The sequence below is a fragment of the Actinacidiphila glaucinigra genome, from assembly GCF_035918135.1.
In the GTDB taxonomy this organism is placed as follows: domain Bacteria; phylum Actinomycetota; class Actinomycetes; order Streptomycetales; family Streptomycetaceae; genus Actinacidiphila; species Actinacidiphila glaucinigra.
The window spans coordinates 862766-876517 of sequence record NZ_CP109144.1 but is presented as its reverse complement, the minus strand read 5'-3'; the positions used below and the strand labels follow the sequence as shown (position 1 = coordinate 876517).

General features: G+C 73.6%; 15 protein-coding genes. 8 read left to right on the top strand and 7 right to left on the bottom strand.

Going from position 1 to position 13752, the window contains the following annotated elements:
• Nucleotides 1-146: 146 nt before the first annotated feature.
• Nucleotides 147-749, bottom strand: a complete 603-nt coding sequence (locus OIE69_RS03830; RefSeq protein ID WP_326570496.1) for a CGNR zinc finger domain-containing protein — start codon at nt 747-749, stop codon at nt 147-149.
• A 322-nt stretch (nt 750-1071) separates the two neighbouring features.
• Between OIE69_RS03830 and OIE69_RS03825 the strand changes: the two genes are divergently transcribed.
• The 5 genes from OIE69_RS03825 to tatC all read left to right on the top strand — a co-directional run bounded on the left by OIE69_RS03825 (nt 1072) and on the right by tatC (nt 4286).
• A complete protein-coding gene (locus OIE69_RS03825) occupies nt 1072-1545 on the top strand; it encodes a VOC family protein (RefSeq protein ID WP_326570495.1) in 474 nt (157 codons plus the stop codon).
• Nucleotides 1546-1658: 113 nt separating this feature from the next.
• On the top strand, nt 1659-2768 hold the full coding sequence (locus tag OIE69_RS03820; protein ID WP_326580959.1) for an alpha/beta fold hydrolase: 1110 nt from the start codon (nt 1659-1661) through the stop codon (nt 2766-2768).
• Nucleotides 2769-2819: 51 nt separating this feature from the next.
• Nucleotides 2820-3059: a Sec-independent protein translocase family protein gene (locus OIE69_RS03815; RefSeq protein ID WP_326570494.1), complete on the top strand. Its 240-nt coding sequence runs from the start codon at nt 2820-2822 to the stop codon at nt 3057-3059.
• Between the two features lie 88 nt (nt 3060-3147).
• Entirely contained in the window at nt 3148-3408 is a 261-nt protein-coding gene (gene tatA / locus OIE69_RS03810) for a Sec-independent protein translocase subunit TatA (RefSeq protein ID WP_326570493.1), read from the top strand.
• Nucleotides 3409-3428: 20 nt separating this feature from the next.
• Nucleotides 3429-4286 (top strand): twin-arginine translocase subunit TatC, encoded by an 858-nt coding sequence (tatC, locus tag OIE69_RS03805; RefSeq protein ID WP_326570492.1) that lies wholly within the window; start codon nt 3429-3431, stop codon nt 4284-4286.
• A gap of 20 nt (nt 4287-4306) precedes the next feature.
• Here tatC and OIE69_RS03800 read toward each other — a convergent pair whose 3' ends face one another.
• Nucleotides 4307-4756 (bottom strand): MarR family winged helix-turn-helix transcriptional regulator, encoded by a 450-nt coding sequence (locus tag OIE69_RS03800; RefSeq protein WP_326570491.1) that lies wholly within the window; start codon nt 4754-4756, stop codon nt 4307-4309.
• A gap of 138 nt (nt 4757-4894) precedes the next feature.
• Between OIE69_RS03800 and OIE69_RS03795 the strand changes: the two genes are divergently transcribed.
• Both OIE69_RS03795 and OIE69_RS03790 read left to right on the top strand, forming a co-directional pair.
• Nucleotides 4895-6367, top strand: coding sequence for a dihydrolipoyl dehydrogenase family protein (locus tag OIE69_RS03795; protein WP_326580957.1), 1473 nt, complete (start codon nt 4895-4897; stop codon nt 6365-6367).
• Between the two features lie 87 nt (nt 6368-6454).
• Nucleotides 6455-6931 carry a MarR family winged helix-turn-helix transcriptional regulator gene (locus tag OIE69_RS03790; RefSeq protein ID WP_326570490.1) on the top strand — a complete coding sequence of 159 codons (477 nt, stop codon included), beginning with the start codon at nt 6455-6457 and terminating at the stop codon, nt 6929-6931.
• A gap of 91 nt (nt 6932-7022) precedes the next feature.
• Here the strand turns inward: OIE69_RS03790 and OIE69_RS03785 are convergent, their stop codons facing one another.
• Both OIE69_RS03785 and OIE69_RS03780 read right to left on the bottom strand, forming a co-directional pair.
• Nucleotides 7023-7685: a hypothetical protein gene (locus tag OIE69_RS03785; RefSeq protein WP_326570489.1), complete on the bottom strand. Its 663-nt coding sequence runs from the start codon at nt 7683-7685 to the stop codon at nt 7023-7025.
• A 100-nt stretch (nt 7686-7785) separates the two neighbouring features.
• A complete protein-coding gene (locus OIE69_RS03780; RefSeq protein ID WP_326570488.1) occupies nt 7786-8379 on the bottom strand; it encodes a helix-turn-helix domain-containing protein in 594 nt (197 codons plus the stop codon).
• A gap of 843 nt (nt 8380-9222) precedes the next feature.
• On the opposite strand from OIE69_RS03780, the gene OIE69_RS03775 reads away from it, so the two are divergent.
• A complete protein-coding gene (locus OIE69_RS03775; RefSeq protein ID WP_326570487.1) occupies nt 9223-10890 on the top strand; it encodes an alpha-keto acid decarboxylase family protein in 1668 nt (555 codons plus the stop codon).
• A gap of 385 nt (nt 10891-11275) precedes the next feature.
• Here the strand turns inward: OIE69_RS03775 and OIE69_RS03770 are convergent, their stop codons facing one another.
• From OIE69_RS03770 to OIE69_RS03760, 3 genes are all read right to left on the bottom strand, one after another.
• On the bottom strand, nt 11276-11887 hold the full coding sequence (locus OIE69_RS03770) for a GOLPH3/VPS74 family protein (protein WP_326570486.1): 612 nt from the start codon (nt 11885-11887) through the stop codon (nt 11276-11278).
• A 115-nt stretch (nt 11888-12002) separates the two neighbouring features.
• On the bottom strand, nt 12003-12461 hold the full coding sequence (locus OIE69_RS03765; RefSeq protein ID WP_326570485.1) for an RrF2 family transcriptional regulator: 459 nt from the start codon (nt 12459-12461) through the stop codon (nt 12003-12005).
• 42 nt (nt 12462-12503) lie between these two features.
• The gene (locus OIE69_RS03760) at nt 12504-13745 is read right to left on the bottom strand and encodes an acyl-CoA dehydrogenase family protein (protein ID WP_326580955.1); all 1242 of its coding nucleotides are present in this window, start codon (nt 13743-13745) and stop codon (nt 12504-12506) included.
• Between the last annotated feature and the right edge of the window lie 7 nt (nt 13746-13752).

Here is a 13752-nt window from a genome sequence, read left to right as displayed (position 1 = left end):
CTTCCGCCGGTCGGATGTCCGGGCCGCGGGGCATGCGCCCTTTCGCGGGGCGATCCGACCGATTTGTTCCCGTTCGGTCCCTGAGGTTCATATCACGGGCACGGGGTGTCGCGGACGCACCATCGGTGCGACACAGCCGGTGGAGGTCAGCCGGACGATCCGGCGGCCTGTTCCTTCCTGCGCCGGCGGTAGGCCCGCATCGACGCGCGGGAGGCACACCTCGGGCCGCAGTAACCGGCGGAGCTGTTGCGCGTCCGGTCGAAGAAGCAGAAGTGGCACGGATCGTGGCGGCACGCCCGCAGCCTGTCCCACAGTCCCGCGTGGGCGAGTTCGGTGACGCTCGCCAGTACGGTCCCGAACAGCCCGGGGATGCCGGTCTGGGTGCTCGTCAAGGTGGCGCCCGTGGCCGTGACGACCGCGGTGAGGGGGTACCGGACCGCGATGCCGCGCAGGTGCTCCTCCGCCTGCGCGAGCGCCTCGGATGTGGTGTTCGGGTCGCCCGCGTGTGCCAGCAGCACGGTGATCAGGGCGTCGCGCAGTTCGCGTGCGCCGGCCGCGTCGGCCTCGGTGACGTGGGTGGTCTCCGTGCCCAGGCCGTGTTCCAGCAGCCATGCCTGCATGGTCGGGGCGTCCGTGAAGCGCTCGGGGAGCTGCCGGGGGCCGGAGGCGTGCGTGTTGAGGAACCGCAGGAGTGTGGCGGCGGCCGCCGGCTGGTTCAGCGGGCTGCGTTCGGTCGTGGGTGCGGGCATCGTACGGACCTCCCTTCTCGGTCATTCTAGGTTGCCACCCGTTAGGCGTGAAACAAATACGGTCCTCGCGCTCCTCCCGGGCGGTGAGGTGCGTCACGAAAGTCAAAATTCGGTCATCCGGGCTTTGCGCGTTGTTGGCTAATCGCCTACGGTCATCACCACGAGGACAGGCTGAGCCGCTCCTGGAGCAGGGCTCGAAGCCTTCGGCCACCCGACCGGCACCCCGGCGTGTGGCGCCCGTGCGGCCCCGCCGTCCTCGTCCCCCCGGAACGGTGACCCGCCCGCGTGCGGCGCACCGTCGTCAATCAAGAAGGACTTCCCCATGTACATGAAGCTCGAAGTGGTCATGCTGCCCGTGTCCGACGTCGACCGGGCCAAGGCGTTCTACGAGGCGGCGGGATTCCGCCTGGACCTCGACAAGGCCGCCGGCGCGGACTGGCGCGCGGTGCACCTCACCCCGCCGGGCTCGGAGTGCTCGGTGATGTTCGGCACGGGGCTCACCTCCGCCGAGCCGGGCTCCGTCCAGGGCCTGTACCTGGCCGTTCTCGACATCGAGGAGGCCCGGGCCGAGCTGATCGCCCGTGGCGTCGAGGTGAGCGAGGTGTTCCACGACGCGGGCGGCCTGCTGTTCCACGGCCACGCGGGCGGTGACACCACCCACCTGCTGGAGGGGCAGGGGCGGCTCGCCGGTCTGCACCCCGAGCGCGCCTCGTACGGCTCGTTCGCCACCTTCAGCGACCCGGACGGCAACGGCTGGGTGCTCCAGGAGATCAAGCAGCGCTTCCCCGGCCGCTGACCGGCCGCTGACGCCGGCTCCCTCCCGCAGAGGGGGTCGTACGGACGCACGGCCCCCTCTGCGCCCCAATACGCGCACATGCTCGTTCATAGTGAAAGGAATCCCCCGTGAACATGCCACCCGTCGAGCCGCCGGGGCAGGACGGCCCCGCCCCGAAGCCGGCGTCGCACCGTGCCCCGCGCGGACTGTCGCGACGCACCTTCGTCGGCGGTGCGGCCGCCTCCGCCGCCACCGTCGCCGGCCTCTCGCTGGCAGGCGGGCTTCCGTCGGCCTCCGCCACCCCGCCCGCGCGGATGCCGCACGCGTTCGGGACGGTCTCCTCGGCGCCCCGGCTGCCGGCCGGGTTCACCCGGACCTTCAGCAGCCGCTTCGTACGGGCCGGCGGGCTGCGCCAGCACGTCGTCATCGGAGGTGAGGGGCCGCCGCTCCTGCTGGTGCACGGCTGGCCGCAGAACTGGTACGCCTGGCGCATGCTGATGCCGGAACTGGCCCGGCACCACACCGTCGTCGCCGTGGACCAGCGCGGCATGGGACTGACCGACAAGCCCCGCAGCGGGTACGACACCGGCACCCTGGCGGACGACCTGGTGGCGCTGATGGACGCCCTGGGCCACGAGCGGTTCGCCGTCGTCGGCCACGACACCGGAATGATCATCAGCTACGCGCTGGCGGCCGACCACCCGGAACGGGTCGCCCGCGTCGCCCTCGCCGAAGTCCCCGGCCCTCCGCGGCAGTCCGCCTCACCGCCCCTCTTCCTGGACGAGCGGGACAACAACAGGCTCTGGCACATCCCGTTCAACCGGGTCGACCACGAGCTGATCGAAAGGCTGGTCAGCGGCCGCGAAGAGGACTTCTACGGCTACGAGTTCGACATCCAGGGCGGGGAGCGGCTGCCCCGGTACGCACGCGAGTACTACGTGCGCCTCTTCTCCGACCCCGCGACCCTGCGCGGCAGCTTCGGCTTCTACCGCGCGTGGGACGCCACCACCAAGCAGAACGAGAAGCGCGCGGAGAAGAAGCTGACGATGCCGGTCCTGGCGATCGGCGGATCCGAGAGCTGGGGCGCCGGCGTCGCGGACGCGATGCGGCCCCTCGCCGACGACGTACGGGGCGTGGTCATCCGCGGCGCCGGCCACTGGGTCGCCGAGCAGGCGCCCGGCGAGATGCTCACGGAACTCGGCACGTTCCTCGCCCCGTACCGCCGCGCCGCCGGCCGCCGGTAACCCTCGGCCGGGGCCCACCCGGGCGATCCCCACCAACAGACGGGAGGCACGGTGTTCTCCGACATCGGCCCGCTGGAAGTCCTGACGCTGCTCGTGGTGGCGGTCGTCCTCATCGGACCGGACAAGCTCCCCGGGCTGGTCTCCGACACCGTGCGTGCCCTGCGCGGGCTCCGTGAGCTCGCGCAGGGCGCCCGGGCGGGCCTGCGGGACGAACTCCCGCCCGAGATACGGGACCTGGACCTCACCTACCTCGACCCGCGCGATCCGCCCGCCGGCGGCCGGCGGCCCTGACGGGGCCGTCCCTCCGGCCTCGCAGGCGTGTGCGGCACCTCGCCACCTCGCCACCTCGGCACCTCGGCACCTCAGAAAGGAAATCCACATGTTCGGCAGGCTCGGAGCACCCGAGATCCTCCTCATCCTGGTCGTCGTCCTCCTCCTCTTCGGCGCCAAACGGCTTCCCGACATGGCCCGTTCCTTCGGGCAGTCGCTCCGGATCCTCAGGAGCGAGACCAAGGCCATGCGGGACGACGACGGCGACGGAGCCGCCGGCCCCGCGCCGACCCCCGCCCTCGCGACCGGTGACCGGACCCCCCACGCGGCGCCCGAGGCCGCCGTGGCGGACGCGCCCCACCGGCGCTGAAGCGCCCGGAAGGACCGGCGATGACCACCGGCACTCCGCAGGGCCACGATGGGATGACTCTCCGGGAGCACCTGCGCGAACTGCGCAACCGGCTGCTCAAGGCGGTGGGGGCGATCCTGCTCGCCACCGTCGTCGCGGCCCTCTTCCACCGGCAGCTGATCGGCCTCCTGATCGACCCGCTGCCCGGTTGTGCCCCCGGCCGCCTGACCGGCGCCCCAGGGGCGGACGGTGCGGGCCACTGCGGCGTGATCGCCCTCAACGGTCTCCTCTCGCCCTTCAGCCTCGTGCTGAAGGTGTCGATCACCGCCGGAGTGGTGGGCGCGAGCCCGGTGTGGCTGTACCAGCTGTGGGCCTTCGTCGCGCCGGGCCTGCACCGCCACGAGAGGAAGTACACGCTGGCCTTCCTCGGGGCCGGCATCCCCCTGTTCCTGACCGGCGCCGCGGTGGCCTACCGGACGCTGCCCACGACCACCCGGGTGCTGATCTCCTTCACCCCCGACGACGCCACCAACATCCTGCCCGTCGACGACTACCTCGACCTGGCCACCCGCATGGTCGTCGTCTTCGGCCTCTCCTTCGAACTCCCGGTCCTCCTCGTGCTGCTGAACCTCGGCGGGGTGATCAGCGCCCGGCGGATGACCGGCTGGTGGCGCGGCATGCTCATGGGCGTCGCCGCCTTCGCGGCGGTCGCCACCCCCAGCACCGACCCGCTCAGCATGCTGCTGCTGGCGACCCCGATCGGCCTGCTGTACGGGGCGGCGTGCGCGATCGCCTGGTGCAACGACCTCCGCCGCGGTCGGCGAGGCCCATCCGGCCGCCCCGAGCAGGCCGGGGACTCCGCCGAAAGCCCCGGCGACGCCGTCGTCAGCCGGTCATGAGGTGCCCCGGCGGCAGCCGCTCACTCCGCCCAGGGTTCGAAACCGGTGTCCAGGACGGCCTCGAGGAACCCGCGCAGCCGGGCCGCGTCCTCGGTACCGAAGCGCTCCTCGAACCGGGTCTGCACGTCGTTCCACAGGGGGAGTGCGGACTCCATCCGGGCCAGGCCGTCCGGTGTGATCGCGACGATCCGCGCGCGGCGGTCGGCGGCCGACGTCTCGACGGTGACCAGACCCTCACGCGCGAGCGGCTTGAGGTTGGAGGCCATCGTCGTGCGGTCCATGGCGATCATGTCGGCGAGAGCGGTGATCGTCAGCTCCCCCCGGGCCCCGAGGTGCTGCAGGATGCTGAACTGCGTCGCGCGGAGGCCGACCGGGGCGAGCGCCTTGTCGTAGGTCGCGCCGAGGTACCTGGCCGCCTTGCGAAGCGCCAGGTTGTTGCACAACGCGGCTCTGGACTCCGCAGCGCTCATGGTCACCTCCCAAGCATCCTCCCCATGATACGAGCATCTGCTCCCACACGGGAACGGTGGTCCCCGCCGCGTGGCCGCGAGCCCGTCGCGACAGGCGACTCCCCGTGGCCGAACGAAGACAGAACGACAGGAGAAATGATGGACACCACGGACACCCAGCCGGCACGCCGCACCTACGACGTGGTGGTCATCGGCGGCGGCCCCGTCGGCGAGAACGTCGCCGACCGCGCCGCGGCGGCGGGGCTCAGCGCCGTGATAGTGGAACGCGACCTGCTCGGCGGCGAGTGCTCGTACTGGGCCTGCGAGCCGAGCAAGGCGCTGCTGCGACCGGTGGTGGCACGGGCCGACGCGCTGCGCGTGCCCGGGCTGGACCGCGCGGTGGCCGGTCCGCTGGACGCCGCCGCGGTCCTCGCGCACCGCGACGCGATGGCCGCGTACTGGAAGGACGAGGACCAGGTCGCCTGGCTGGAGTCGGTGGGCGTCGACCTGATCCGCGGCCACGCCCGGCTCGCCGGTCCCCGCACGGTGGCCGTGCGCACACCCGAAGGGGACGGCGTCGAGCTGACCGCCCGGCACGCGGTGGCGGTCTGCACCGGCACGGGAGCGGCGCTGCCGGACCTGCCCGGTCTCGACGCCGTCCATCCCTGGACGAGCCGCGAGGCGACGACCGCCGGCGCGGTGCCCGGGCGCCTGGTCGTGGTCGGCGGGGGAGTGGTGGCCGTCGAGATGGCCACCGCCTGGCAGGGCCTCGGCTCCCGGGTGACCATGCTGGTCCGCGGCGAGGGCGGGCTGCTGCCGAGGATGGAGCCGTTCGCCGGCGACCTGGTCGCCGACCACCTGCGCGAAGCCGGCGCCGACCTCCGGTTCGGGGCCTCCGTGGCCTCGGTGACCCGTACGGACGGCGAGGTGCGCGTCACCCTCGCCGACGGTGAGGAACTGGTCGCGGACGAGATCCTCTTCGCCACCGGCCGCACCCCGCGGACCCGGGACGTGGGCCTGGAGACCGTCGGCCTCACCCCGGGAGACTGGCTGCAGGTGGACGACGGCTGCCGTGTGAGCGGGGTGCCGGGAGACTGGCTCTACGCCGTGGGCGACGTCAACAACCGCGCCCTGCTGACCCACCAGGGCAAGTACCAGGCCCGGATCGCCGGCGCCGTCATCGCCGCCCGCGCTAGGGGCGAGGCGATCGACGGCACCCCGTGGGGTGCCCACACCGCGACCGCCGACACCGTCGCCGTCCCCCAGGTCGTCTTCACGCACCCCGAGATCGCCACCGTCGGCCTGACCGCCCGCGAGGCCGAGCGCGCCGGGCGGCGGGTCACGGTCGTCGACCACGACCTCTCCCGCCTCGCCGGCACCCACCAGTACGCCGTCGGCTACCGCGGCCGGGCCCGCATGATCGTCGACGAGGACCGTGGCACCGTCGTCGGGGTCACCTTCGCCGGCCCCGGCGTCGCCGAACTGCTCCACTCCGCCACCGTCGCCGTCACCGGGGCGACACCGATCGACAGGCTCTGGCACGCGGTGCCGGCCTTCCCGACGATCAGCGAGGTCTGGCTTCGGCTGCTGGAGACCTACCGTGACCGTCCGGTGCCGGTGAAAACGGGATGAAACGCTTCATGATCTCAAATCCATGAAGATTCCGGTTCCGTTGTTAGGAAGCGTTCACATCCTTCGCGGCGCAAGTAAAGTGGAGGCATGTCAGACGTCATGCCGCGGCAGGAAGCGGCCCCCGAGGCGATGGTGCCGCTCACTCCGGACGAGGAGGCGGTCGTCCGGTCGCTGAGCCGTGTCATCTACGCCCTGCCCCGCGCCCTGGACACTGACCTGGTCCGCGAGCAGCGGCTCCCGCTCATCGAGTACCTGGCCCTGATGTACCTCTCCGAAGTACCCGAGCGGCAGATGCGCATGAGCGACCTCGCGCGGGCCTGCGAACTGTCGGTGAGCGGGATGACGCGTGTCGTCCACCGGCTGGAGAACGAGGGGCTCGTCCAGCGCGTCAAGTGCGCGCAGGACGCCCGCGGCTGGAACGCGGTCCTCACCGACGCCGGCCTCGTCCGGCTGCGGGAGGCGTGGCGGACCAACCTGTCGTCGGTGCGCCGCCACTTCCTCGACCACCTCGACGGCCTGGACCTCAAGGCGCTCGGCGCGGCACTGAAGAACGTCGCCATCTGACCGCTCCGGACGGCCGGGGTGGCCACGCCGCCCGTGACGCGGCGGCGGCCACTTCGCCGTGGCAGAGGCGTGCCCCTGCCACGGCGCCCGGTCAGGCCTTCGCCGCGACCGGTTCCCCGGCCTCGGACGCTGCCGCGCCCGCACCGTCACCGGCGGTGCCGGCCGACGGCGTGACAGGGGTGTAGAAGACGCTGCCCTGGCGGCGGGACCGCTCGGCGAGCCCCTTCGCGACCAGCGCCTCGAGGGCGTTGCGCACGACGGGAGCGGTCGGTGCGGAGCGGTCCGGGTGCCGCTTGGCCAGCGCGTCGACGAACTCACTGACCATGCGCGGTTCGTTGTCGGCGGCGAGGACGTCCGCGACGAGGCCGCGCAGGGTCGGCTTCTCCTTCTCTTCGCTCGGCGCCGTCTTCTTGCCGGCCTTCCGGGACTTCGCCCCTGCGGCGGGCTTCCGCGCGCGCGGGCGTGGGACGGCCCGGGCCTTGCCCTCCTGCGGCGCTCCGGCCGCGACGGCGGCCGGCGCCTCCACGGCCGGCACCTCCTCTGCCGGTTCCTCGCGCGCGGTGGCGTCCGGTCCACCGGTCGACACGGTGCCCTCCAGCCGGGTCAGCCAGGCCCGCTCGTCCTCGAGCCGGGTCAGGCGGGCCTGGAGCTCCGCCACCTGCTCCCGGACCGCTTCCTGTTCTTTGGCGTTGCTCTCCAGGTCCTCTGCGAGACGCGTCGCATACCGGTCCTGAATGGTTGTGTTGTGGGACACGACAGCCGCTTTCTCGTGTATCGGATGTTGCTGCCGGATGGTACCGATTCTTTGCCCCCATCGTCCGGAACCGCCCCGTTCTCAGCGAGTTGGGACTCCCTCAACCCCGGTCGCGCGGGCCGAACGCCCCCGCCTGCGCAAGTCCCAGTCCCAGCAGGCTCGCGGACAGTCCGGGCCAGGTGTGCACATCCCAACCAGTCAGCTCGCGCCAGCGGTTGAGGCGGTACTTCACGGTGTTGGGGTGCAGGTGCAGCGCCCGGCCCGTCGCGGTGAGGGAGAAGCCGTTGTCGGCGAATCCGCGTACGGTCAGGGCCAGTTCGGGATGCGATGCGGCGGGCCCGACGGCGGGTTCCAGCAGCGGCGCCAGACGGTCGGCCTGCGGGAACAGCGTCGCCGCCAGCCACGCGCCGTCGAAGGGGACGGCCGGCCCGCCGGTCCCGGCCAGCGCGAGCGCCGCCTGGGCGTCGAGGATGGTGGCGGCCGCGCCGGTCAGGCCCCGGCGCTCGAGCCCGGTGCCGATCGGCAGCCGCGGGACCAGGTCGCGCATGGCGTCGATCACCGTGTCGGCGGGCATGCCCTGCACGACGGCCACCATGTTGGCGCCCCGGTTGGCGCACCGGGCGGTGCCCGTACGGCGGTTGAGGCGGCCGCGCAGCTCCGTGAGCTGCTCGTCGGTCCACGCCGGGGCGCACACCGCCTGGAAGGCCCCGGCCGGGGGCGTAGCCGAGGGCGCGCGCCAGCTGCGCCATGTCCGGCTCCTCCGGCGAGCGGGCGTACAGGCCCTGGAAGAAGCGGTAGGTCAGGCCGAGTTGGACGGCGTCCTGAGCCCGCAGCGCGTCGTTGTACGCCTCCGCCGCGGCACCGGTGATCTGCTCGACCCAGGTCCACACGGTGCCGACGAGACGGACCAGCTGCCGCCCCGGGCCGCCGTCGTCGTCCGCTCCGGCGCGGGAGAGCAGGATGTTCCAGACCTCCCGGTAGCCGACGTGGAAGGCGGCGATCAGGGACTGCAACGGGAGCCCCTCGCGGGCCCGCTCACGCCCCAGCGCCCTGACGTGCCGGCACTCCTCGGGGGACGGGCCCCGGCGGGTGACCAGGCCGGTGAGCAGCCCCTCGCACTGCTGGAGGACGCCCGCCTCGTGCTCGGAGCGCGGTACGAGGTGGTAGTCCGGGATCTCCTCGCGGATGCGGTCGGTGATGCCCGCGGTCAGCAGGGGCAGCTCCGCCCGGACCGCCGTGCACAATGCGGCCAGGTCCCGCCAGTCCTCATGCGGGGACCGGGCGGGCGGGGAGGCAGCCGTCATGGCCGTTCACCGCCTTCTCCGCTTTCTCGCGGGCTCTGTTTTCCACGCGTTTCCGCAACGATCGGCTGCTTCCCACGATAAGTCCGGTACGCGTCCTGTCGCGCTGGCTGTGACCTGCGGATTTGCGGATTCCACAGGGTGGCGGCGACGGAATTCTCACTTTCGGCGGGCCCGGCGCACGTCCCGCGGAGAAAGCCTGGAAGGGGGATTCCGGCACTGCGGAGGCGATACGGATGACAGACGACCCCCCGGCCACCGTGGCCGACCACCTGCTGGACCGGCTCGCCGACCTCGGCGTCTCCCACGTCTTCGGCGTCCCCGGCGACTACAACCTCGCGTTCCTGGACCGCGTCCTCGCCCACCCCCGCATGACCTGGGTCGGCACCGCCAACGAACTGGGAGCCGCGTACGCGGCCGACGGGTACGCCAGGATCGCCGGCTTCGGGGCGCTGCTGACGACGTACGGGGTGGGCGAGCTCAGCGCGATCAACGCGGTGGCCGGCAGCTACGCCGAGTACGTCCCGCTGCTGCACGTCGCGGTCGGTCCCGCACGGGCCGCCGAACGCAGCGGAGCCGTGCTGCACCACACCTTCGGCGACGCCGACTTCGAGCGGTTCGCCCGCGTCCACGCCGAGGTCGTCTGCGCGCACGCCACCCTGCGCCCCGGCACCGCGGCGGACACCATCGACCGGGTCCTCGGCACCGCCGTCCGCAACAGCCGCCCCGCCTACCTGCGGCTTCCCTCGGACGTCGCGGCGGCCCCCGTCACCGCTCCGGCGCGCCCGTCACGATCCGGTCCAACGGCCGACGGCACCGGCCTGGCCGCGTTCACCCTGGCCGCGCGGGCACGGCTGGAGCGGGCAGCAACGGTCACCGTCCTGGCGGACTTCCTCGTCGACCGCTTCGGGGCGCGCCCCGAACTCACCCGCCTGCTGGCCGCCGGGCCCCTGCCGCACGCCACGCCCGTCTCCGGCAAGGACCTCCTGGACGAGGGGAACCCCTTCCACCTCGGCGTGTACTCGGGAGCCTTCAGCGACCCCGCGGTCCGCGAGCTCGTGGACGACGCGGACCTGCTGATCAGGGCCGGAGTCGTCCTCGCCGACACCACCAGCGGCGGACTCACCCACGGATTCGACACCGCGACCGGCATCGGACTCGGCCCCCACAGCGCCCGTGTCGACGGCCTGGACTTCCCCGACGTGCCGCTGCGCGCGGGGCTGGCCGTCCTCGCCGAACTCGTCGCGGACCGGGAGACGCCGCCCACGCCCCTCCGGACCGCCCCCACCGCCGGAGCGCCTGCGGAGGACGGGCCACTCACGCAGGACCGCCTCTGGAACGCCGTGGCCGCCGCGGTGCGGCCCGGAGACGTCGTCGCGGCCGACCAGGGCACCGCGTACTACGGCATGGCCACGCGGCGGCTGCCGGACGGGACGCGCTTCCTCGGGCAGCCCCTCTGGGGCTCGATCGGCTACACCCTGCCCGCGCTGCTGGGCGCACAGCTGGCCGACCGCTCACGCCGCGGCGTGCTGCTCATCGGGGACGGCTCGGCCCAGATGACGGTCCAGGAACTGGGCACCTTCGGGCGGCACGGCCTCGCGCCCGTGATCGTCCTCGTCAACAACCGGGGCTACACCGTCGAGCGGGTCATCCACGGCCCCCGCGCCGCCTACAACGACATCGCCGCCTGGGACTGGCCCGCCGTCCCCGCCGCCCTCGGCGTCCGGGACCCGTTCGTCGCCACCGTCCGCACCGGGCGGGAACTCGACGCGGCGCTCGACCGGGCCGCGCGGACCCCCGGCCGCCTGGCCTTCATCGAGGCGGTCACCGGCCTCGACGACGTGCCACCGCTGCTCGGCAGCATCGCGCACTCCCTGAACGACCGGAACACGACTCCCTCCTGACCGCCGGGCGGGCCGCGGCCAGGGCAGGACGCCCCCGCGCCCGAGGACTTCGGGGTGCCCCTGGCGGCGGTGGAACGCCACCAGGCACAGCTCTTCGAGCAGGACGTCCACCACGGGACCATCGCCGGCGCCGCGGCCCCGGCCCACACGCTCGGAAGGCTGCACCGGCCGGAGCGGTCGAACATGACGGTCGCCGTCGCCGTGACGGTCGCCTACCTCGACGCCGCGGGCCGCCCGGTGAAGGTGGGGCGGGACGAGACCCGGTGCGCTCGTCGACGAGCTGCGCGGCGACGACTGCACCGTGCGGAGCCTCGCGACGCTGTCGCGCGCCCGGCCCACCTGGGCCCGCCGTCCTCCGGCGCGGGCCCCCTGGCTTCGGGCTCGCTCAGGCCCGCCAGATGTTGTCGAAGGCCGCCTGCTCGACGTCCTTGCGCTGCCGCACCGACTGCAGCTCCTCGACGGCGTCGTGGACCGCCGCCAGCACGGCCGCCACGGCGTCGTCCGTGACCTCACCGGCCGATTGCGCGCCCTCGCCCCGTTCCCCGGAGATCCCGGCGGCGGCGGCCAGGGCCGACAGGACCGGCTCCCCGGACGTCCAGCGGGCGAGCGCCCCCTCGCGGGCGGGGGAGTCCAGCAGCACCGGCTCACCGGTGACCCAGGGCCGCCAGCGGGGGCTGTTCACGGCGGTCAGGCCGGTCGCCTGCAGCCCGGCGCGGTAGACCGAGGAGAGGTTGCGGCCCCTGCGCCACAGCCAGTCCTCGACCGACTCGTACGGCGCCTCGTCGGCGAGCGCGGACGCCGCCTGGTCCAGCAGATGGTCACCGGTCACCGGCCCGTCCACCGGGACCAGGCGGTCACCCTCCAGGGTGACGGCCCGCGCACCCAGCAGGTCGATCACCTCGGCCCCGGCGAGCGCGAGCGAGAGGTCGCCCGGCTCGACGGGCGGGCTCGAGGCCACGTCCATGCTGACGATCATCAGGTCCTGCGGCGTGCTCATGGCGGCTCCCGTCGAAGAGATCAACAACGATACGTCGCCCGGCGCCGCGGCCCGCCGCTCCCGGCCCACGGCGAGCCGTCCCGCACGGCGCGCACACGTCCCGTCCCGCGCACGGTCAGGGGTTCGTCCAGGCGCTCGGCGACTCCGTCAGCGCCAGCACACCGCGCGGCAGTTCGGCCCCCGCGACATCGGCGAGCGACACACCCTCCAGGATCTCGCGCACGTTGGACCGCAGCGCGATCCACAGCGGCAGAAGCGACTCCGCGGGACCGCTGTACGCCAGATCCGGAGGGCGGACCCCGCGGACCGAGACGAGCGGTCCGTCGACGGCGCGGATGACGTCGGCGATGCTGATCGACTCGGCGGGCCCGGCCAGGCGGTAGCCGCCGTTGCCGCCCCGCCGGCTGACGACGAGACCGGCACGGCGCAGCTCGTTGAGGATGCCCTCGAGGAACTTGTGCGGGATGTCCTGGGCGGCGGCGATGGCCTCGGCCTTCACCGGCGCCGCCTCCGCGGACGCGGCGAGCTGCAGCGCGGCACGTACCGCGTAGTCCGCCCTGGCTGAGATCCGCATGGGCGCATTATCCCGTCGGGTGCGGGTGGCGCGGGCCGCGGGTCAAACCGGCAGCGTGAACGGCGGGTGCGTGCCGTTGAGGTAGTAGTCCCCGACGTCGCGGAGGCGGGGGGCGACCGGCTCGTACAGGGTGTGGGCGCGCGCGTTGCGCCAGAAGCGGTCCAGGCCCAGGCGCGCGGACGCGGAGCGGGGGCCGATGACGTCCAGGGCGCGCGTCGTGCTCTCCCGCACGGCCGTGGACGCCGCGACCTCGGCCACGGCCGCGAGCGCCGAGATCTCCGCGCACTCCTCGTAGCCGAGGTCCTCACCGCGCGCGAGGCCGGCCTGCAACGCCTCCAGCGCCTGACCGGCGAGCGCGGAGGCGGAGCGGGTGAGGACGGTCAGCTCGCCGTACGCGGCCAGCACATGGGGGTCCTGGGGCGATCCGGCCGGCCACTCCGGCTGCCACGGCCGCCGGCCCGCCCTGCTGTACTCACGGGCCTCGGCGAGCACGCCCTCGGCCAGACCGAGCCGGAGCTGGACCGACATCAGACGCCCCAGCGGAGAGACCAGCGAGGCCATGGGGGACAGGACGTCCTCCTCGGCGGGCAGCGAACCGAGCACGTCGTCGGCGGTGACGGCCACGGAGGCGAACTCCACGCCGCCTCCCGCCGCGAGGCGCTGGCCGAACGGATCGTCCTGCGCGTCGACCGCGACGCCGTGCCGGGCGGGATCGACGGCGACGGCGAGCGGTTCGCCGGTGTCGGCCCGCACGGCGCGTACGGCGATCCGGTCGGCGACGAGAACGCCCGTGACGTAGCTCTGCCGCCCCTCCAGCCGGTGGCCGCCCGCGGTCCTGGCCAGGATCAGCGGCGGATCCTGCCGGGCGAATCCGCCGCCCCAGCACCACTGCTCCGCCGCGGAGCGCCGTTCCAGCTCCGCGGCGGCGGAGGGCGCCGTGAGGAGCCGGGCGCTCCACGACACGAAGCAGTGGGTGCCGAGCAGCTGGGCGACGGCGGCGTCGGCCGCCGCGATCTCCCGGACGACGGCGTACGCGGTGGCCCAGTCCGCGCCCCCTCCGCCGGACCCTGCGGGTACCAGCAGCGACAGCAGCCCCGACTCGCGCAGCCGGGACACCTCGTCGAACGGGGGCTTGGCCGCCTGGTCCCTGGCGACCGCGTCCGTGGCCAGGTCGTCCGCCGTCTCACGGGCCACGCGCAGCCAGTGCGCACGGCCCGGCCCGGTCGGCTCCTGCTCCGGTTCCGCCTGCGGCGCGGAGCCGGACGGCGCGGTCTGGGCGTCCATGGGCGTC

Excerpts from the sequence above, each read along its gene's own strand:
- OIE69_RS03830 (WP_326570496.1), bottom strand. The coding sequence starts at position 749 with ATGCCCGCACCCACGACCGAACGCAGCCCGCTGAACCAGCCGGCGGCC.
- OIE69_RS03825 (WP_326570495.1), top strand. The coding sequence starts at position 1,072 with ATGTACATGAAGCTCGAAGTGGTCATGCTGCCCGTGTCCGACGTCGAC.
- OIE69_RS03820 (WP_326580959.1), top strand. The coding sequence starts at position 1,659 with ATGCCACCCGTCGAGCCGCCGGGGCAGGACGGCCCCGCCCCGAAGCCG.
- tatA (WP_326570493.1), top strand. The coding sequence starts at position 3,148 with ATGTTCGGCAGGCTCGGAGCACCCGAGATCCTCCTCATCCTGGTCGTC.
- tatC (WP_326570492.1), top strand. The coding sequence starts at position 3,429 with ATGACCACCGGCACTCCGCAGGGCCACGATGGGATGACTCTCCGGGAG.
- OIE69_RS03800 (WP_326570491.1), bottom strand. The coding sequence starts at position 4,756 with ATGAGCGCTGCGGAGTCCAGAGCCGCGTTGTGCAACAACCTGGCGCTT.
- OIE69_RS03795 (WP_326580957.1), top strand. The coding sequence starts at position 4,895 with ATGGACACCACGGACACCCAGCCGGCACGCCGCACCTACGACGTGGTG.
- OIE69_RS03790 (WP_326570490.1), top strand. The coding sequence starts at position 6,455 with ATGTCAGACGTCATGCCGCGGCAGGAAGCGGCCCCCGAGGCGATGGTG.
- OIE69_RS03775 (WP_326570487.1), top strand. The coding sequence starts at position 9,223 with ATGACAGACGACCCCCCGGCCACCGTGGCCGACCACCTGCTGGACCGG.
- OIE69_RS03770 (WP_326570486.1), bottom strand. The coding sequence starts at position 11,887 with ATGAGCACGCCGCAGGACCTGATGATCGTCAGCATGGACGTGGCCTCG.
- OIE69_RS03765 (WP_326570485.1), bottom strand. The coding sequence starts at position 12,461 with ATGCGGATCTCAGCCAGGGCGGACTACGCGGTACGTGCCGCGCTGCAG.
- OIE69_RS03760 (WP_326580955.1), bottom strand. The coding sequence starts at position 13,745 with ATGGACGCCCAGACCGCGCCGTCCGGCTCCGCGCCGCAGGCGGAACCG.